At 63.3% G+C, this 18,991-nt stretch carries 13 protein-coding genes and 2 tRNA genes; 2 read left to right on the top strand and 13 right to left on the bottom strand.

The window, feature by feature from the left end; translation table 11 throughout:
* Positions 1-105: 105 nt before the first annotated feature.
* The 4 genes from rplT to thrS all read right to left on the bottom strand — a co-directional run bounded on the left by rplT (position 106) and on the right by thrS (position 3,379).
* Positions 106-465 carry a 50S ribosomal protein L20 gene (rplT, locus tag ISP14_RS08345; RefSeq protein WP_128898432.1) on the bottom strand — a complete coding sequence of 120 codons (360 nt, stop codon included), beginning with the start codon at positions 463-465 and terminating at the stop codon, positions 106-108.
* Positions 466-481: 16 nt separating this feature from the next.
* Positions 482-679, bottom strand: coding sequence for a 50S ribosomal protein L35 (rpmI, locus tag ISP14_RS08340; RefSeq protein ID WP_019467379.1), 198 nt, complete (start codon positions 677-679; stop codon positions 482-484).
* 226 nt (positions 680-905) lie between these two features.
* On the bottom strand, positions 906-1,433 hold the full coding sequence (gene infC, locus ISP14_RS08335; protein ID WP_404539161.1) for a translation initiation factor IF-3: 528 nt from the start codon (positions 1,431-1,433) through the stop codon (positions 906-908).
* A gap of 44 nt (positions 1,434-1,477) precedes the next feature.
* Complete coding sequence (gene thrS / locus ISP14_RS08330; RefSeq protein WP_404538041.1) at positions 1,478-3,379, bottom strand: threonine--tRNA ligase; 1,902 nt, start codon at positions 3,377-3,379, stop codon at positions 1,478-1,480.
* A 228-nt stretch (positions 3,380-3,607) separates the two neighbouring features.
* On the opposite strand from thrS, the gene ISP14_RS08325 reads away from it, so the two are divergent.
* Positions 3,608-4,615, top strand: a complete 1,008-nt coding sequence (locus tag ISP14_RS08325) for an NAD-dependent epimerase (protein ID WP_404538039.1) — start codon at positions 3,608-3,610, stop codon at positions 4,613-4,615.
* 11 nt (positions 4,616-4,626) lie between these two features.
* Here ISP14_RS08325 and ISP14_RS08320 read toward each other — a convergent pair whose 3' ends face one another.
* From ISP14_RS08320 to uvrB, 5 genes are all read right to left on the bottom strand, one after another.
* Positions 4,627-5,076, bottom strand: coding sequence for a CopD family protein (locus ISP14_RS08320; RefSeq protein WP_404538036.1), 450 nt, complete (start codon positions 5,074-5,076; stop codon positions 4,627-4,629).
* Positions 5,077-5,099: 23 nt separating this feature from the next.
* Entirely contained in the window at positions 5,100-5,453 is a 354-nt protein-coding gene (locus ISP14_RS08315) for an antibiotic biosynthesis monooxygenase family protein (RefSeq protein WP_404538034.1), read from the bottom strand.
* Between the two features lie 746 nt (positions 5,454-6,199).
* Entirely contained in the window at positions 6,200-6,970 is a 771-nt protein-coding gene (locus ISP14_RS08310; protein WP_404538031.1) for a TylF/MycF/NovP-related O-methyltransferase, read from the bottom strand.
* Between the two features lie 419 nt (positions 6,971-7,389).
* Positions 7,390-7,464: transfer RNA gene (locus ISP14_RS08305), tRNA-Val, on the bottom strand.
* Positions 7,465-7,547: 83 nt separating this feature from the next.
* Positions 7,548-9,563, bottom strand: coding sequence for an excinuclease ABC subunit UvrB (uvrB, locus tag ISP14_RS08300; RefSeq protein ID WP_404538028.1), 2,016 nt, complete (start codon positions 9,561-9,563; stop codon positions 7,548-7,550).
* A gap of 152 nt (positions 9,564-9,715) precedes the next feature.
* Between uvrB and ISP14_RS08295 the strand changes: the two genes are divergently transcribed.
* Positions 9,716-10,273: a GspH/FimT family pseudopilin gene (locus ISP14_RS08295; RefSeq protein WP_404538026.1), complete on the top strand. Its 558-nt coding sequence runs from the start codon at positions 9,716-9,718 to the stop codon at positions 10,271-10,273.
* Between the two features lie 64 nt (positions 10,274-10,337).
* Here ISP14_RS08295 and ISP14_RS08290 read toward each other — a convergent pair.
* The 4 genes from ISP14_RS08290 to ISP14_RS08275 all read right to left on the bottom strand — a co-directional run bounded on the left by ISP14_RS08290 (position 10,338) and on the right by ISP14_RS08275 (position 18,163).
* Positions 10,338-10,414, bottom strand: a tRNA-Asn gene (locus tag ISP14_RS08290).
* A gap of 68 nt (positions 10,415-10,482) precedes the next feature.
* Positions 10,483-11,883 carry a nucleotide 5'-monophosphate nucleosidase PpnN gene (gene ppnN, locus ISP14_RS08285; protein ID WP_404538024.1) on the bottom strand — a complete coding sequence of 467 codons (1,401 nt, stop codon included), beginning with the start codon at positions 11,881-11,883 and terminating at the stop codon, positions 10,483-10,485.
* A 150-nt stretch (positions 11,884-12,033) separates the two neighbouring features.
* Positions 12,034-15,381, bottom strand: a complete 3,348-nt coding sequence (locus tag ISP14_RS08280) for a TonB-dependent receptor (RefSeq protein ID WP_404538022.1) — start codon at positions 15,379-15,381, stop codon at positions 12,034-12,036.
* Positions 15,382-15,709: 328 nt separating this feature from the next.
* Entirely contained in the window at positions 15,710-18,163 is a 2,454-nt protein-coding gene (locus ISP14_RS08275) for a TonB-dependent receptor (protein WP_404538020.1), read from the bottom strand.
* Positions 18,164-18,991: the final 828 nt, after the last annotated feature.

Genomic DNA, 18,991 nt, shown 5'->3' with positions numbered 1-18,991 from the left:
CAGGGAGAGGAGGCGAACGCAAAAAGCGCGCTACCAAAACAAAGCGGGGAGAAGGCGTTGGCCTTCTCCCCGCTTGATTCACATCATATCGTCAGTGAGCGACGATCAAGCGGCCAGGCTGGCCTTCGCCTTTTCTGCGATGGCGCCAAACGCCTTGATGTCGTGCACGGCGATGTCCGCCAGCACCTTGCGGTCGACCGTGATGCCGGCCTTGGCCAGGCCGTTGATCAGACGGCTGTAGGACAGGCCGAACTGACGGGCGGCCGCATTGATACGCACGATCCACAGGGCGCGGAACTGGCGCTTCTTCTGCTTGCGGCCGATATAGGCGTACTGGCCGGCCTTGATGACGGCCTGGTTCGCTACGCGGAAAACCTTGCGGCGGGCGTTGTAGTAGCCCTTCGCGCGGCCGATGATCTTCTTGTGACGACGACGGGCGGTAACGCCACGCTTTACACGAGCCATGGTTTAGTCCTCCCGTTCAGAGATACGGCAACATGCGAGCCACACCCTTGGTGTCGCACGCTTTGACGTGGTTGGTGGCGCGCAAGTTGCGCTTACGCTTGGTCGACTTCTTGGTCAGGATGTGCGACTTGAAGGCGTGACCGGCCTTGAACTTGCCGGAAGCGGTCTTGCGAAAACGCTTCGCAGCCGCCCGGTTGGTCTTGATCTTGGGCATGGGAATGCTCCTTGATGGGGCCGAAACCCCGGTTTCTGACTGATTCGGCGGCGACCGCAAGGCCGCGCTTTCCGTCCTGCCGACATCGGTTCACGACCCTTCCAGGCGGGTCGAACTGCCAATTGTACGGAGAAAACGAGGCTGGCGCCAGCCTGTGGCGCTCGTCCGGGCAGGCCGCCTGCCCATCGCCTCATGCGAAACGGCGGCCCGCAGGCCACCGTTTGCCTTACTGCTTCTTCTTGGGGCCGATCATCATGACCATCTGGCGGCCTTCCAGGCGCGGGAAGGACTCGATCTGGCCGTTCTCGCCCACGTCTTCCTGGATGCGCTTGGCCAGGCTCTGGCCGAGGTCCTGGTGCGACATCTCGCGACCGCGGAAGCGGATCGTGACCTTGACCTTGTCGCCCTCTTCCAGGAATCGCAGCATGTTGCGCAGCTTGATCTGGTAGTCGCCCACGTCCGTGACCGGACGGAACTTCACTTCCTTGATCTCGACCTGCTTCTGCTTCTTCTTGGCGGCCTGCGCCTTCTTCTGGGCTTCGAACTTGAACTTGCCGTAGTCCATGATGCGGCAGACCGGCGGATCGCCGTTCGGCTGGATCTCGACCAGATCCATGCCCGCTTCCTCGGCCGCACGCAGCGCCTCGTCGCGGGTAAGGATGCCAAGCTGCTCCGAATCCGGGCCGATCACGCGCACGCGCGGAACGCGGATTTCCAGGTTACGGCGGTTACCCTTGTTGTCGGTGGTAGCGATACCACGATCCTCCAGAAGATTGAACGATGTAGGCCGGACGTCGATCAGCGTCGCGTCTCGGCCCCCAGACGCCCGGCGAAGTCGGCCAGCGGCATGCTGCCCAGATCCTCACCCGAACGGGTACGCACGGAAACCGCCCCGGACTCCTTCTCGCGATCACCGACGACAAGCAGGTAGGGCACTTTCTGCAACGTATGCTCGCGGATTTTATAGCCGACTTTTTCGTTGCGCAAATCCGCCTCTACACGGAAGCCTTTATCGACAAGGGCTTGCGTCACCTCGCGGACGTAATCGGCCTGGGCATCCGTGATGCTGAACACCATCGCCTGGACCGGGGCCAGCCAGGTCGGCAGCAGACCGGCATGGTGCTCGATCAGGATACCGATGAAGCGCTCCATCGAGCCCACGATGGCCCGGTGCAGCATCACCGGATGCCGGCGCTGGCTGTGCTCGTCCACGTACTCGGCGCCCAAGCGCTCGGGCATCATGAAATCCACCTGCATGGTGCCGACCTGCCAGGCGCGGCCGATCGAGTCCTTCATGTGGTACTCGATCTTGGGGCCATAGAAGGCCCCCTCGCCCGGCAGCTCTTCCCAGGCGACGCCGGCCGCGCGCAGCGCGGCGCGCAGCGCCTCCTCGGCCTTGTCCCACACCTCGTCCGAACCGATGCGCTTGTCCGGGCGCAAGGCGATCTTCAGCGCGATGTTGTCGAAGCCGAAGTCGGTATAGACCTGCATCGCCTGCTGGTGGAAGGCGGTGACCTCCGGCTCGATCTGCTCGGGCGTGCAGAAGATGTGGCCGTCGTCCTGGGTGAACGCGCGCACGCGCATGATGCCGTGCAGCGCGCCAGAGGGCTCGTTGCGGTGGCAGCCGCCGAACTCGCCGTAGCGGATCGGCAGGTCGCGGTAGCTGTGCAGGCCGGCGTTGAAGATCTGCACGTGGCCGGGGCAGTTCATCGGCTTCAGCGCATAGGTGCGCTTCTCCGACTCGGTAAAGAACATGTTCTCGGCGTAGTTGTCCCAGTGGCCGGACTTCTTCCACAGCGAGACGTCGAGCACCTGCGGGCAGCGCACCTCCTGGTAGCCGCTCTTGCGGTACACGCCTCGCATGTACTGCTCGACCTGCTGCCAGATCGCCCAGCCCTTCGGGTGCCAGAACACCATGCCCGGGCCTTCTTCCTGCTGGTGGAACAGATCCAGCGCCTTGCCGATCTTGCGGTGATCGCGCTTCTCGGCCTCTTCCAGCTGGTGCAGATAGGCCTTGAGGTCTTTGTCGTTCAACCACGCCGTACCGTAGATGCGCGTCAGCATCGCGTTGTTGCTGTCGCCGCGCCAGTAGGCGCCGGCCACCTTCATCAGCTTGAACGCGCGCAGCTTGCCGGTGTTGGGCACGTGCGGGCCGCGGCACAAGTCGGTGAACTCGCCCTGTGAGTACAGCGACAACGGCTCGTTGGAGGGGATCGACTCGATGATCTCGGCCTTGTACTCCTCGCCCAGGCCGCGGAAGAAGCGAATCGCCTCGTCGCGCGACTTCACGCTGCGCGTCACCGGCAACTGCTCGGCGACGATCTTCTGCATCTCCGCCTCGATCTTCGGCAAGTCGTCGGGCGTGAACGGGCGCTCGTAGGCGAAGTCGTAGAAGAAGCCGTTATCGATCACCGGACCGATGGTAACCTGCGCGCCGGGGAACAGCCGCTGCACCGCCTGGCCCATCAGGTGCGCGGTGGAGTGGCGCAGGATCTCCAGCGCTTCCGGACTCTTCTCGGTGACGATTTCGAGGCTGGCATCGTGGTCGATGGGGAAGCTGGCATCCACCAGCGCACCGTCCACCTTGCCGGCCAGGGTGGCCTTGGCCAGACCGGCGCCGATGGAGGCGGCCACGTCCTGCACGGACACGGGATGGTCGAACGGGCGCTTGCTGCCGTCGGGTAGCGTGATCTCGATCATGGTCATTCTCTGGAAACAACAAAGGCGCCGAGGCGCCTTCGTGGAGCACAAGGCGTGGCGGTCGTCAGCAGTGGTGGCGGGTAGTTGCCATGTCGCACGCTCGGCCGGCGTTTTGGCGCGGGCCACCTTGTCTCTCGAAACGGATGCGGAAACGCTAGTCTAGCCTATCGCGGGCTGTCAATTGGCGGTCGGCGATAGAATACGGCGACCTTTCCAAGGACTCCTCCCATGCGCATCCTCGTCACCGGCACCGCCGGCTTCATCGGCGCCGCCCTGGCCGAGCGCCTGCTGGCGCGTGGCGACGAAGTGCTGGGCATCGACAATCACAACGACTATTACGACCCGCGGCTCAAGGAAGCCCGCCTCGCGCGCTTCGCCAGCCACCCGGGCTACACCCATTGCCGGGCCGACCTGGCCGACGCCGGCGCGGTGAACGAGGCGTTTGCCAGCTTCAAACCACAGCGCGTGGCGAACCTGGCCGCGCAGGCCGGCGTGCGTTATTCGCTGAAGAACCCGCAGGCCTACGTGCAGAGCAACCTGGTTGGCTTCGGCAATATTCTCGAAGCCTGCCGCCACGGTGCGGTCGAGCATCTGGTCTATGCCTCGTCCAGCTCGGTCTACGGTGCCAACCGCAAGCTGCCGTTCGCGGTGGAGGACGCGGTGGACCACCCGGTCAGTCTGTACGCCGCCACCAAGAAGGCCAACGAGCTGATGGCGCACAGCTACAGCCACCTGTACGGCCTGCCCACCACCGGGTTGCGCTTCTTCACCGTGTACGGACCGTGGGGTCGGCCGGACATGTCGCCCATGCTGTTCGCCGACCGCATCAGCCGCGGCGAAGCCATCGACGTGTTCAACTTCGGCAACCACAGCCGCGACTTCACCTATGTCGACGACATCGTGGAAGGCGTCATTCGCACGCTAGACCACCCGGCCACGCCCGATCCGGCGTACAGCGCGGAAGCGCCCAATCCCGGCACGTCGAACGCGCCCTGGCGCGTCTACAACATCGGCAACGACCAGCCGGTGCAGCTGTTGCGCTTCATCGAACTGATGGAGCAGCACCTGGGCCGCACGGTGGAAAAGAACCTGCTGCCGATGCAACCCGGCGACGTCGCCGATACCTGGGCCGACGTGTCGGCACTGCGACGCGACGTCGGCTATGCGCCGAACACCTCCATCGAGGAAGGCGTGGCGCGCTTCGTGGCCTGGTACCGCGGGTATTTCAAGCGATAACCGGCCGACGGTCAGAACGGTTTGGCCAGCACCAGGAAGATCACGCCCAGCAACAGCGGCACGGGCAGCTCGTTGAGCCAGCGTAGCGCCTTCGACGATGGCAGCGCCCCGCCCTGCTCGCAACGCCTGATCATCCGCCCTGCCCACACGAAATAGACCAGCAGCACGACCACCAGGGTCAGCTTGGCGTCGATCCAGTGCATGCCCGCGGCCACGTTCGGCAGTCTCGACGGAAACAACCGCCAGCCCTGCCAGAGCGTCAGGCCGAACAGGAAGGCCATGCCGAACATGTTGTGGCCGAACTTGTACAACCGCCGCCCCATCAGCAATAGCCGCGCCTTCACCGCCGGCTCGTCGCCGGCCTCGGCGAGATTCACCAGGATGCGCGGCAGGTAGAACACCGTGGCCATCCAGGCGATCACGAACAGCACATGGAAGCTCTTGACCCACAGATAGACCATCGCAACGCTCCGGTTGAAAATACTTAGCCCATCGATTTGCTTGAACAACCACCTTGCGGAAGGGGCGCGAGAAAGTCTGACACAGGCTCAAGGATCAATTCCGGCAAGCTTTCGGCAATGGCCGCCCGCAATTGCTGCCAAGCTTCCGGATCGACAGACGGACGCGCGAGACCTTCGGCCTTTGCCTCCGCCGATGGCCACTGCGTATAGCTGTACCAGATGCCCTCGGGGCCGCGGTGCAAACGCGATCCAAGCGATCCCCGCGTGTTCAACAGCAACTCCGTGACTCGCGACCATGCCTGGACGAAGGATGCCTCGGATCCCGGATGGAGCCGCCAGCGATAGATCGCACAGAACGCCGAATCAGTGTTGTCCATGGTCCAGACTCCCGGTATCAGTGATTCCGCTTTCGCGGTTGCCCGCAGGTGAAGGGATGTGTATCGCTACGGCGCGAACAGCGCCGGATCGGCGACCCGGGAGCTATGCGCCGAGCCCCTGCCGGCTACGCGGGGTCGGTCCAGAGCCAGCCGGCCCCAAAAGCAGAAACGGCGCAAAGGCCGAAAGCCTGCTGTTGTTGGTTTGAAGGTAGTGGGCTGTACAAGGGTCGAACTTGTGCTTCCCATCATGTCAATGTCGTGGAAGATCAACGAAATCGAGACCTGACGCGATCGCGGGAATTCATGCTCGCCCGCATGAAACCCCGTATTGCGCTGAGCGCCTGAGTCAATCCGTCACACCCTTGAGGCGGGATTCGACGAACTTTCTCTAGCATGCACGTCCGTATCACCCCGACACCTTGGCTCTGCGACACCATGGAGATGCTGGAGGTGGCCAAGTGCCCGGAGGGCCGCCGACGTTCGGCACGGAAAAGGTTACCGAGATGGACTGCTGCTACATGGTGCCACTCAACTGCGGCTGGTGCGGAAAGCACATACAGCTGCTCCAGTACGCAGGGTGCGGCTGCGACAGGATCAGGCACCACGAAACACGCCGGTCATGAGGCACATGTACAGCGGATTTAGATCAACCTGTTCCGCAGGACGCGGAATGCGTGCGCCACCCGCATGCGTCGGTCTATCTCTTCGCCCGACACACTCCAACGCTCCATGCGCGCCCTACGCTACTACAGCGCGGGATACCGGAACACCAAATGTGGATACACCTGCTCGGCAGTCAGCTCGAAACCGCGAATGACCGACTCTTGCACGGCGTCAAAGGCCCCAAGGCACGAGCTGAACAGAGGATCGTCAAAAACGACATATGTCCCCGTGGACAGCTTAGGAAACGTCGTGTTGACGAGGTATTTGATTGGCTCGTAGATGTCGCAGTCGATGTGGATCAGCCCCACGTCCCCAATCGTCGGCAACATGGCCGGCAGCGTCAGGTCGAACAAACCCTTGACTGGCTTCACGTAGGGCGCCAGCCCATGCTCTTCGATGTAGCCCAGCAGCTCCTGATAGCCAGCATCGGCAAAGTCACCAGCTCGATGATGGTCACGTATCGGGTCCGTTTCCGGCATGCCTTCGAAAGTGTCAAAGGCATAGACGGCACCCTTTCGGCCAAGCGCCTTCAGGATCGATCCCATGAAGACGGCAGAACCTCCCATGTAGCTGCCGAACTCGAAGATATTGCTGCGATCATCCTTCATCCCATAGCGCACCATAAGATAGAGGTTCGCGAGCTTATGGGGATGCAGAAGCGACCCTCTGGCCCACGCCGCTGCGAGTGCTTTGGCAAATATGGGGTCACTTTCCAGTCGCGGATAGAGCCCCCAAAACTCCAGGCCGCATCCCCTCATGTATCCGGCACCTATGTCGCGTCCCGTGATCATCTCGATGGGGTACGAATTCGGGTCAAACAATGCTTCTACGGATTGCGCCACAGTTCGCTCCATGATGAGGTCGACTGCTCTAGCTTGCAGCAGTTCTCGTGCGTTTCCTATTCTTGGCAGACGACGGTTGCGATGGCAAGTGGCCGTGGGCATCAGCTTATAACGCAGACGGTCGACTCAGATGCCTGCCTGGGCTCACCCAAAGATCAACGCTGAGCCGTCCCCCTCTGGGTTCGACGACGCGACCAACATGTTGAGAATGCTCTAAGCAGTGAGCGCGTCAAGTCCGACGGCTGGGATGATTTGAGTCACGTTGACGCCGTCTGGATCGAGGCTGCGAAGTCCACTTCAGCGTCGCCCATTTTCCAGCAGATTGGGTTGACATCCCATCGAGCGAGGATTCAATGCGGGGAGGGGGCGCAGTTGGCCCTAAAACAGAAACGGCGCAAAGCCCGAAAGCCGCGCCGTTGCTGATTTGAAGGTGGTGGGCGGTACAAGGATCGAACTTGTGACCCCTACCATGTCAAGGTAGTGCTCTACCGCTGAGCTAACCGCCCGATTCGCGTGGCAGCAGGCCGCGCGAGCCGCGCAGTATAGGCGACTCCCGGGCCGTCCACAAGCTCGGCTGACCGGAGCCCGGTCAGCGCAGAACCTGCTCGCGCAGCTTGTGGATCTGGTCGCGCAGCTTCGCCGCGTCCTCGAACTCCAGGTTCTGGGCGTGCTTGTACATCTGCGCTTCCAGTTTCTTGATCGTGGCGGAGGCCTTGGCCGGATCCATCGCCTCGTAGCTGGCCGCCGTCTCGGCTACGGCGCGTTGCCGGCCCTTGCCGCGCCCGCGTGCCGGCGCTTCGCTGCGCGCGCCTTCCATGATGTCGGCGATGCGACGCTGCACCGTCTTCGGGGTGATGCCGTTGACCTCGTTGTAGGCCAGCTGCCTCTCGCGGCGGCGGCCGGTCTCGTCCATCGCCGCCTGCATCGAGCGGGTGACCTCGTCGGCGTAGAGGATGGCCTTGCCGCGCACGTTGCGGGCGGCGCGGCCGATGGTCTGGATCAGCGAGCCCGTGGAGCGCAGGAAGCCTTCCTTGTCGGCGTCGAGCACAGCCACCAGCGATACCTCGGGCATGTCGAGGCCCTCGCGCAGCAGGTTGATGCCCACCAGCACGTCGAACTCGCCCAGGCGCAGGTCTCGGATGATCTCGCTGCGCTCCACCGTCTCGATGTCCGAATGCAGGTAGCGCACTTTCACGCCGTGCTCGGACAGGTACTCGGTGAGGTTTTCGGCCATGCGCTTGGTCAGCGTGGTGACCAGCACGCGATCGCCCATGGCGATGCGCTTGTTCGCCTCGCCCAGCAGATCGTCGACCTGGGTGCGCACGGGGCGCACCTCCACCTCGGGATCGACCAGGCCGGTCGGGCGCACCACCAGCTCGGTCACGGCGTCGCCGGACTTCTGCAGCTCGTAGTCGCGCGGCGTGGCGGAAACATAGATGGCGCGCGGCACGCGCTCTTCCCATTCCTCGAAGCGCAGCGGGCGGTTGTCCAGCGCCGACGGCAGGCGGAAGCCGAACTCCACCAGGGTTTCCTTGCGCGAGCGATCGCCTTTGTACATGGCGCCTAGCTGCGGCACGGTGACATGCGATTCGTCCACCACCAGCAGGCCGTCGGCCGGCAGGTAATCGAACAGCGTGGGCGGCGGCTCGCCGGGCGCGCGCCGGGTGAGGTGGCGCGAGTAGTTCTCGATGCCCTGGCAGTAGCCCACCTCGGCCATCATCTCCACGTCGTAGCGGGTGCGCTGGTCCAGCCGCTGCGCCTCGACCAGCTTGTTGTCGCGGTACAGCACCTCCAGCCGCTCCTTCAGCTCGTCCTTGATGGTGTCGATCGCGTTGAGCACGCTCTCGCGGGTCGAGGCGTAATGCGTGCGCGGGTAGACCGTGTAGCGCGGCAGCTTGCGGATGGTCTCGCCGGTGAGCGGGTCGAACAGCGAGAGGCTTTCGACCTCGCCGTCGAACAGTTCGATGCGCAAGGCCTCGGTTTCCGACTCGGCGGGGAACACATCGATGACCTCGCCGCGCACGCGGTAGGTGCCGCGGCGCAGTTCGGTCTCGTTGCGGGTGTACTGCAGCTCGGTGAGCTGGCGGATCAGCTGGCGCTGCTCGATGCGCTCGCCCTTGGCCAGGATCAGCCGCAGCGACAGATAGTCCTCAGGGTTGCCCAGGCCGTAGATCGCCGACACCGTGGCCACGATGATCGCGTCGCGCCGCGACAGCAGCGCCTTGGTCGCCGCCAGCCGCATCTGCTCGATGTGTTCGTTGATCGAGGCGTCTTTCTCGATGTAGGTGTCCGATGCAGCTACGTAGGCCTCGGGCTGGTAGTAGTCGTAGTAACTGACGAAGTACTCCACCGCGTTGTTCGGAAAGAACTCGCGGAACTCGCCGTACAGCTGCGCCGCCAGGGTCTTGTTCGGCGCCATCACGATGGTCGGCCGCTGCACCTGCTGGATCACGTTGGCAATGGTGTAGGTCTTGCCCGAACCGGTGACGCCGAGCAGGGTCTGCGAAGCCAGGCCGGCTTCGAAACCCTCGCTGAGGCGGCGGATCGCCTCGGGCTGGTCGCCGGAGGGCTGGTAGGGCGCGACGAGTTCGAATTGCTCGGTCATGGCGGACGATATGCGGGCGGATACCTGCATATTAAATCGCCACTGCTGACAGGACCTGTCAGCAGTAGCCGACGACGCGGCCATGTCGCGGCCGGCTGGCTGCACGGACTGCGCTTTCTAGCATGGCCTTCCCGCCCGTGCAGGAGTGCATCATGGCAATGCGACAGGCTTGCCGTCTGCGTGAAGGGCAAGCTGGCGTCACCCTGATCGAGCAGATCGTGGTGCTGGCGATCATCGGTGTACTGACCGCCATCGCCGTGCCGTCGCTGGCGGAGCTGTTCCGGCGCAACCAGGTGAAATTGGCGCAGGCGGAATTCATCGCCGCCCTGCAGCACGCCCGCGGCACGGCCGTATTCAGCGGCAAGCCCACCCTACTCTGCCCCAGCCGCGACGGCGCGCAGTGCAGCAGCGAAACGCGCTGGGAATCCGGCTGGCTGATAAGCCACGAGCCGGCCCGCAAAGGCCCACCCCACGCGCGCGTCTTGCGTATCACGCCCGGCTACGCCGGCATCACCATACTCGGCGACAACGGGCGCAGGCTCGTGCGCTTCCAGACCGATGGCAGCGCCCGTGGCACACCCAACACCTTGCGCTTCTGCCGCCGCGGCCAGCCGGACCAGGCCCTGGTGGTAGTGGTCTCCAATTCCGGCCGCATCCGCGGCGCCACGGCCAGCGCCAGGCAGGCCGCCAGCTGCGCCGCAGCGCAATGAATGAGCGTTACGCGGGAACACAGAAATAAAAAGGCCGGCATCGCTGCCGGCCTTTTCATTTGTCTGGCGCCCGAAGCTGGACTCGAACCAGCGACCCCCTGATTAACAGTCAAGTGCTCTAACCAGCTGAGCTATTCGGGCGGGAGCAGCGTAGTTTGTAGATTGGGCGCCGGGCTGTCAAGCCGCAGGTTCGCATCCGGCGCCGCCTTTCAGGCGGTGATCACGCGATAGCACGGCACGTAGGCCGCGCCACCAGGCAGCTTCATGCGGTGCTGCTCCACGAAGGCCTGCAGCAACCGGTCCAGCGCCTGCATGATGTCGCGGTCGCCGTCGATGTCGAACGGGCCATTCTGCTCGATCGCCTGCACGCCCTCCTCCTTCACGTTGCCGGCCACGATGCCGGAAAACGCGCGCCGCAGGTCCGCTGCCAGTTCGTGCAGCGGCCGGCCATGGCGAATCTGCAGGCCTCGCATCGCCTCGTGGGTAGGCCGGAACGGGGTCTGGAATTCCAGCGGGATGCGCAGCGCCCAGTTGAAGAAGAACGCATCCTTGGTGTCCAGGCGATTGTTGCGCACCTTGTCGATGCCCTTGGCCATCGCCTTCGCCACCGCGGTGGGATCGTCCACGATGATCTGGTAGTGCTGCGCCACTGCGTCGCCCAGCGCCAGTCGCAGGAAGCGGTCGATCTGCTCGAAATACGCGGCCGACTGCTTCGGCCCGGTGAGGATCAGCGGGAACGGAATGCCCGCGTTGTCCGGATGCAGAAGGATGCCGAGCAGGTAGAGGATTTCTTCCGCCGTGCCCACGCCGCCGGGGAATACGATGATGCCGTGGCCGATGCGCACGAAGGCCTCGAGGCGCTTCTCGATGTCCGGCATGATGACGAGGTGGTTGACGATCGGATTCGGCGATTCCGCCGCGATGATGCCCGGCTCGGTGACCCCGATGTAGCGGTTCTGGCGGCGCCGCTGCTTGGCGTGCGCGATGGTCGCACCCTTCATCGGCCCCTTCATCGCGCCCGGGCCGCAACCGGTGCAGATGTCCAGCCCGCGCAGGCCAAGCTGGTAGCCCACCGCCTTGGTGTAGTCGTACTCCTCGCGCGAGATCGAGTGGCCGCCCCAGCACACCACCAGGTTCGGGTCGATATGCGGCTTGAGGATGCGCGCATTGCGCAGGATCTCGAACACGGCCTGGGTCAGCGCATCCGAGGGTTCGAGGTCGCTGCCGATCTGCTCCAGCTGGGTGGACACGTAGACGATGTCGCGCACCACCGCCACCAGCAGCTCATTGATGCCGCGAATGATCTGGCCGTCCACGAAGGCCTGCGACGGCGCCTTGGTCAGCTCGATCTTGATGCCGCGGTCCTGCTGCAGCACCTGGATGTCGAAGTCGGGGTATTGCTCGAGGATCGCCCGCGGGTCGTCGCTGATCGTGCCCGAGGTCAGCACCGCCAGCGCGCAGCGGCGCAGCAGGCCGCGCAGGCCCGAGTCGCTGGCGCCGCGCAGGCGCGCCACCTCGTGGCGGGAAAGGATGTCCAGTCCACCGGCCGGCGAAATGCGCGCGCTCACGGTGGCGTTGCTGCCGGCGACGCCGGCACCTGAATCATTCATCAGTGTCTCCATGCCACTGTCCCGCGGACACACGCCCGCGCGGATGCGGCGACCCGGAAGCTTCCTGCCTCGGCCGCGGTGCCGTCAAGACGAAAAAAGCCGGCGCCCTTTCGGGCGCCGGCCGGATGAAACAGCACCGATCCGGTCGGATCAGAATTTGTAGCGCAGGGTCAGCTGCACCGACCAGCGCTGCATCAGGTCGTCGTTGTTATTGATGTAGACCGGGATCGGCTGTGGGCTGTAATGGCCGTTCTGGATGTAGTTGGTGCAGCTCTTCGCACCACCGCAGCTGATGTCGTAGATGTACTTGCCGGTGGCCTGATCCACACCGTAGAAGTCGGCCAGCGCACGACCGCCCGGGAACGGCACGCGCTTCTCCACGCCCCAATTCTTGTTGAGCATGTTGCCGAAGTTGTAGATGTCCAGCCGCACCACGCCCTTGTTGCCCTTGAAGATGCCGGGAATCTCCTGGCTGAAGCTCAGGTCTAGCTGGTTGATCCAACCGGCGCGGGCGCCATTGCGCTTGGCGATGTTGCCGGCGTGGTCGCGCAGGTACTCGTTGCCCTGGATGTAGTCGAAGAATTCCTTCTGCAACTGGGCGTCGAGCGCGGCATTGCCGGTGGAACGGAATTCCACCTGCCCCTGCTTCGGGATGAACACCAGATCGTTGACCACGCCGTCGCCGTTGGCGTCGTTGCCGAAGGTCCAGCTGTACGGTGAGGCCGAGTGGCCGTCGTAGAACGCGCTGAACGTGGTGGCATAGTCGCCGAAGAAGCGGTGCTGCCAGGTCAGCGACGCGATTGCACGCCACGGAATCGAATAGTTCGACGTGCTGGCCACGTTCTCGCCCGGGTTGGTGAGGTAGTTCTTCTGGTAATTGGATAGCGCCACGCTGGAGGTGCCGGGGTTCACTTCGGTGGAACGGCCCCAGGTAAGGCCGACCATCGCCATCCAACCGTCCGCGAACGGCTTCTTCAGCGCCAGGGTCAGGCTGTCGGCCTTGCCCTTGCTGGAGTCGGCCAGGTTGATGTTCGCATTGGAGAACGCCGGGTTGGCGTTGTAGGTCACGACCTGGTTCTTCGCCTTCGGATCCAGATTCGGGTAGCGATAGAAGCTCAGGCGGCCGTCAGGCAACACACCGGTGGGCGCGCCGAGGTTGAGGTTCTGGAACCAGATCGCATCACGCTGCTTGATGTGCTGGTAGTCCGCGGTGGCGATCAAACCCCACCACGGCAGTTCCTTGTCGAAACCCAGGGTGAACTTCCATGCGCTGGGGATGCGGAAGCCCGGCGAGAGAGTGTTCACCGTCATGGTGCCGGAATTTCCGTTGCCGTTGTGCTGCGCATTCGGATCGGAGCTGAACGGCGGCAGGTTGCTGTTGCAGCTCTTCTGGGTCGGACCGCAGTTGTACTGCACCTGGGTCATGCCGGAGTTGGAGAAGATGTTGCCGACCCACACGCCCGGCGGATTCGACACGAACAGACCCGCGCCACCGCGCAGCTGGGTCATGCGCTCGGTGTCGAAGCTGTAGTTGAACGACATGCGCGGCTGCACTACGCGGTTGCCGTTGACCGTGGCCTGATTGCTGCGGCCGAAACCGCCCGTGGACTGGTTCGGATTGGACGGGACGCCGACGCCCGGCGCGGCCGCGTAGGCCGGGTTGTAGATCGGCCGGTCGCTCATCAACGGAATGTCCACGCGCACGCCGTACTGCACCGACAGATTGTTGTTGACCTGCCAGGTGTCCTGCAGGAACACGCCCCACTGATTGAGGTTATAGGCGGCAGCGGTGTCGGCCAGCGAAAGCCCATTGGCCGGACGGTTGTAGTAGTACTGGTAGTAATTGCCGGCGAGGAAGTTGGCCAGACCATTGGCAATGACGTTGCCCTTGCTGTCCTTGGTCTCCTCGAAGGTGTAGCTGCCAAACAGGTTCTGCACGAACAGGTTGTAGTACTCGTCGCGCTCGAAATCGATGCCGCCCTTCACCGTGTGGTCGCCCAGGAACAGCGTGCCGGCCCAGGCCGCGTTCCAGGTCTTCACCTTCAGCACGTTGGCCTGGTAGGAGTAGTTGGTGCCGAACTCCACCGCGGGACCGCCGTACACATTCGGATAGATGGTGATGTCGGGCATGTCCACGCCGTTGTACGGCGCACTGTTCTTGCTGAAGTTGGCGTACGAGAACGTGGTGTCGGTGGAGAAGACGTCCGACCAGTCGTCGTAGAAATGCAGCGCGTAGCTCTTGTTATCGGTCTTCGAGGTGTACCAGCCGCTGGAGAGCACCAGCTTGGAGGTAGTGCCGGTGATGATCGGCTTGGTTTCCTTGGTCTCGCTGAAGGTGAAGCTGGCGCGGTGGTTGTTGGTGATGTTCCAGTCGATCTTGGCGAGGTAGCGCTTGTCCAGCAGGTTGGAGTTGCCGCCGCCGATGTTGCCGATGTCGGTCATGCCGTACTTCTGCGCGGCGATCTGGCGGATCTGGTCGACCTGTGCCGTGGTAAGGCCGGCGATCGGCGAGCCCGCACCCGAGTCCGCCGGGCCGTAGGGGCTGCCGGCGCCGATCTGCGTGCTCTTTTCCATCGAGGCGAAGAAGAACAGCTTGTCCTTGATGATCGGACCACCCACCGTGGCGCCGCCGGTCCACTGGCGCGAGAAGCCGTTGTAGCTGGCTCCCTTCTGGTTGTCGCCGATCATCTTGTCGTTCTGGAATACGTAGTACACCGAACCGTGGAAATCGTTGGTGCCGCTCTTGGTCACCGCGTTCACCGCGGCACCCAGGCCGCGGCGGTTCGCCACGTCGTAGTTCGCGGTGGAGATGTTGTATTCGGCAATGGTGTCCATCGAGATCGGCGTGCCCAGCGTGGGCAGGCCGTTTGCGTTGAGGCCGAACGGATCGTTCGCGCTCACCGAGTCGACGGTGATGTTGTTGTAGCGGCTGTTCTGGCCCACCGCGGAGATCTCGCCGCGCTCGCGGTCGGTGATCACCACGCGGGGATCCATGCGCACGATGTTCTGGATCGAGCGGTCCGGCGCGGGAACGGCTTCCAGCTCGCGCTGCGAGACGTTGGTGGAGATGCCCTTGTTGTCCGGCGTGAAGGTCTGCATCAACGCGGTAGCTGACACGGTAACAGCGCCGAGGTCCTTCGCCTGTTTGGCCTGCTCCGCCCCCATGGTCAGGTTGACCGCGGTGTCCTGCGCCAGCTGCAGGTAGACGTTCTTCTGCTCGATCTGGGCCATACCGGCCTTGGACACGGTGACGTCGAACGGACCACCCACGCGCAAACCCTGCGCGGCGTAGCGGCCGTTGGTGTCGGTGGTGGTGATCTTGGTGGTGCCTGTCGGCTCGTGCACGATCTGCACGGTGGCGCCGGTGACCGGCTGGCCGCTGGCGTCGAGCACGCGGCCGCTGATCGAGGAGGAGGTGTCCTGGGCCAGCACGGGCGAAGCGGCCAGCAGCGCGGCAATGGCTACCGGCAAAAGTTTGTTGTGCAAACGGATGTTCATCGAGATTCGACCCCTAAGAGATTCGCAAGAAAAACACGGGACCAGCATAGAGGGGCCACCCCTCTTACCGTTCTAATAGACTGATTTCAATGGAATAACTTGATGCCCTCCGGGTACGCGGTGCAGCGACCAGCCCGGGACATCACGACGAATGTAACCGCAGCATATTACAGAATCGTAACTTTTGACGCACAAAGCGCATGCATTTGCGCCACGAATGTGCGGGCGCGACCGCCGTTGCAGCGGCTCAGGGCAAAAAAAAGCCGGCACCCGAAGGTGCCGGCCTGAGAGCCCGCGCTGTGTCAGCCGCAGGCTGATGACCCGGTTTTTAGTGGAACGAAACGCCGAAGGTGACCATGTAGGTCCGTTCCTCAAGCAGCGAGTAATACGGCGCCGACGCGTACAAGGCCTTGCCCGTGGTCGGATCGGTATACATGCCGCCCGGGTTGCTCGCCAGGAACGCGCCGATGTTGCTGGCGTTGGTCAAGGCGCGGCGGTCGCCCAGATTGAACACGTTGAGCTTGATGTACGGGTGGCGCAGCCAGCTCGCGAAGTCCGGCAGGTTCACGCCGGCATTCAGGTTGAACACCGTGTAGCCGCCCACCTTCTCGGTGTTCATCCAGTCGCCATAGACCGAGCCGCGATACTTGGCGTCCAGGCTGGCCCAGAACGGACCGTGGTCGTAGGCCACGCGTATGTAACCCGAGTTCTTCGGCGTGTTGAGGAAGGTCTTGCCCTGCGTCGGATAGGTGCCGTCGCCGAGGGTATCGACGTTGCCTTCCAGGGTGGCCCGCTGCAGCGAGTAGTTCCCGTATACGGTCCAGTCCTTGGTCAGCTTGTAGCTGGCCTCGGCAGTCACGCCGCGCATACGCATCTTGGGCAGATTCAGGTAGACCGTGCTGCCGGTTGCGTTGTCGTAACCCGAAATCTGCTTGTTGTTCAGGTGCGACTGGTAGGCGTCGATGTTGGCCGAGAACTGGTCGGCATAGAAGCGCCAGCCCAGGTCCACCGTGGTGGCCGTCTCAGGCTTGTTGACGTAGGCGCCAGCCGCCGTGTTGGCGGTGTTCTTCGAGTTCGCCGCCACGGCGAAGTTCTGCAGCAGCGCGCCGTTGATCGGGGCGCGGAAGGTCTGGCCCGCACCAAGGTAGAACTGGTTCTCGTCGTTGAGCTGGTACTTGACGCCCGCGGTCGGGCTGACCTTGTGATAGGTGGCGCTGGCCTGGCCGCCGTACTGCGCGTACTTGGGATTGCTGCTCTGGCTGCCCCAGTTCTCGTAGTCGTAGCCGCTGCGCTGCTCCCACAGATAGGCCGCGCCCACCGTGACGGTCCACTGGTCGTTCGGCGTCCAGGTGTTGGTCGCGAAGAATTTGCGGGTGTCGGAGTTGGTGTACTCGCGGTACAGGCGCTGTACCACGCCGTTCGAGTAGCGGATGAGGTCCGTGGTGGCCCAGAAGTCGGCCGGATCGCCGTTGACGGCCGGCGTGAAGAACTCATTCTGCTGCTGGCGCGGGCGGTCGTACCAGAAGCCGTATTCCAGGCTGTCGTCCATGCCGAAATCCTGGTTCAGCTTGGCGATGATGCCGGGACGATAGGTATAGGTCGCGTTGAAGGCATAGGCCACGGCGCTGCCACCGATCTTGCCGTCGCCATTGAGATCCTGGTCGGCGTAGCCAATGGTGTTCTGCGTCAGGGTCGATTCGGTGAACTTGTAGCCGCCGCCACCGCCGCCGTTGCCGTACCAGAAGTACGGGACCACCGACAGGCGCAGGCTGTCGGTGAGCCTGAACTCGCCGTCCATGCTGGCCATCCAGCTCTGGAACGGGTTGGTGTGAAGCTTCCAGTAGTAGGTGTCGGTCGGGCTGTAGGCCGTGTCGTAGCTCTGGAAGTAGCCGCCTTGGGCGATCTGCGCCTTGGTCAGGCTGTTGTAGGAGTAATTGCGCTCGCGGTTGTACTGGAACGATGCGGAGACGAAATTGTTGTCGTCGATGGTCCACAGCGCCTTGCCATCGACCTTGGTGACGTTCATGTCACCCGGGCCGCGCCACTGGTTGGCCGTGTTGTTCGAGTACGACAACCAGGCGCGCACCGGCCCCAGGTCGCCCGTGTTGAGGCGCAGGAAGGTGCGGCGATAGTCGTGGTCGCCGAAGCTCTGCGTGACATCCAGGCCGGCAGTGTGCGAAGGATCGATGGTGACCCAGGAGATCGCGCCGCCGGCAGCGCCCGAGATCGGCGTATCGACGTCCGGGTAACCCTGCAGCACGGTGATGTCGCCATAGTTCTCGGCGTCGCCGTATTCGGTCGAGTAGACCTTGTAGTTGCCGCTGTCGTTGACCGGCGCGCCGTTCACGGTGGTGCCGATTTCGTCGCTGGTGAAACCGCGGATCTGGTAGTTGCCGTTGGCCAGGCCGCTCACGTCGTCGGTCGACGCATTGACACCCGGAATGCTGTCGATCATCTGCACGAAGGTAGCGCCCGGCGCGGCCTGGACGATAGCGTCGCGGCTGACGGTGGACACAGCCTTCGGGGCAGTCTGCACCGACATCAGGCCGCCACCGAGCGCCAGCGACTGCGCCGTCACCTGCACCGCGCTCAATTGCTGCACGCCGCGCTTGGTGTCATTCGAGTTCGTCGTGTTCGACGTGCTCGACACGCTGGAACGCTGCTGGCTGGACTGACCGGCCGTGCCGGAGTCGGTCTGGTTTGTCGCGGTCTGCGCCAGCGCCATACCCGATGCCATGCAGCAGGCCAGCGCAATCGCCAGGGAAAGATGATTTCGTTTCATTACGTCAGAACCCCATGGTTGGATTTTTCATTCGGATTCAACCTGCAGTTCCGGAGGAAGCGAACGGCACCGCGAAGTCGGCTACGCCGACCGTCGCGGCTCCCTGCCGCACTACCCCGCCGACCGTGCGATCCATCCGGATCGCACGAACACACTCCGCAACAGAAGCGCTCAGCACTGCAGGATCTCGCCGCACCCATCAATTTCTTGCTGAATGTGCAAGAAAAAACGCTTTCTTCAGGCGCAAAAAAACCCGACCGTAAAGCCAGGTGGATGAATGCGGCTATTGCTTGTGCGGTCCGAAGGCGAAAATCGCATCCTGACCGCTGAACTTCTGGATTCGCCCGTGGAATCCTTACGCCAATGTTAGCATTTTGGCGAGATCGTCTGACAGTATCTTTACAATTGCCATTATCCGCACGCAAGTGTCGGCGGCCTGTCCGAATCTGCCGGATACACCATGCCGGCCATGGGCAAATGGGCGTGTCGGTATTCGATGGATGGTTGACTGCAACACGCCAGCGCAGCCGCCGAATGTCAGCCGCTCGCCCTTGCCGATAGGCCCAGAGCCTGTTCAAAGTCTCCGCATAGCTCGCGTTGTTCTCGCATGGCCGTCAGGTGATGGCGCGTGGCGCAGCGCCTGCCTGACGGGTCAAGCCGCGCGCTGCCGCATGGCGGCCATGCGAGAGCAACCCCTGCACCTATAAGTTCCGGGGCCGGGCCTGTCTGCCCCATGCCCGCGTCATCACTCCGTCGTGGACGGACATCCACTCCTTCGTTCTTCCTTGGCCTGCGCGCAAACAGCTCCCGGCGCGGACATTGAACAAG

This window comes from Dyella agri (genome assembly GCF_044904705.1).
Taxonomy (GTDB): Bacteria; Pseudomonadota; Gammaproteobacteria; order Xanthomonadales; family Rhodanobacteraceae; genus Rhodanobacter_A; species Rhodanobacter_A agri.
The sequence above is the reverse complement of the archived record's forward strand: the minus strand, read 5'-3'. Positions and strand labels throughout refer to the sequence as shown.

Excerpts from the sequence above, each read along its gene's own strand:
- rplT (WP_128898432.1), bottom strand. The coding sequence starts at position 465 with ATGGCTCGTGTAAAGCGTGGCGTTACCGCCCGTCGTCGTCACAAGAAG.
- rpmI (WP_019467379.1), bottom strand. The coding sequence starts at position 679 with ATGCCCAAGATCAAGACCAACCGGGCGGCTGCGAAGCGTTTTCGCAAG.
- thrS (WP_404538041.1), bottom strand. The coding sequence starts at position 3,379 with ATGATCGAGATCACGCTACCCGACGGCAGCAAGCGCCCGTTCGACCAT.
- ISP14_RS08325 (WP_404538039.1), top strand. The coding sequence starts at position 3,608 with ATGCGCATCCTCGTCACCGGCACCGCCGGCTTCATCGGCGCCGCCCTG.
- ISP14_RS08320 (WP_404538036.1), bottom strand. The coding sequence starts at position 5,076 with ATGGTCTATCTGTGGGTCAAGAGCTTCCATGTGCTGTTCGTGATCGCC.
- ISP14_RS08315 (WP_404538034.1), bottom strand. The coding sequence starts at position 5,453 with ATGGACAACACTGATTCGGCGTTCTGTGCGATCTATCGCTGGCGGCTC.
- ISP14_RS08310 (WP_404538031.1), bottom strand. The coding sequence starts at position 6,970 with ATGGAGCGAACTGTGGCGCAATCCGTAGAAGCATTGTTTGACCCGAAT.
- uvrB (WP_404538028.1), bottom strand. The coding sequence starts at position 9,563 with ATGACCGAGCAATTCGAACTCGTCGCGCCCTACCAGCCCTCCGGCGAC.
- ISP14_RS08295 (WP_404538026.1), top strand. The coding sequence starts at position 9,716 with ATGGCAATGCGACAGGCTTGCCGTCTGCGTGAAGGGCAAGCTGGCGTC.
- ppnN (WP_404538024.1), bottom strand. The coding sequence starts at position 11,883 with ATGAATGATTCAGGTGCCGGCGTCGCCGGCAGCAACGCCACCGTGAGC.
- ISP14_RS08280 (WP_404538022.1), bottom strand. The coding sequence starts at position 15,381 with ATGAACATCCGTTTGCACAACAAACTTTTGCCGGTAGCCATTGCCGCG.
- ISP14_RS08275 (WP_404538020.1), bottom strand. The coding sequence starts at position 18,163 with ATGAAACGAAATCATCTTTCCCTGGCGATTGCGCTGGCCTGCTGCATG.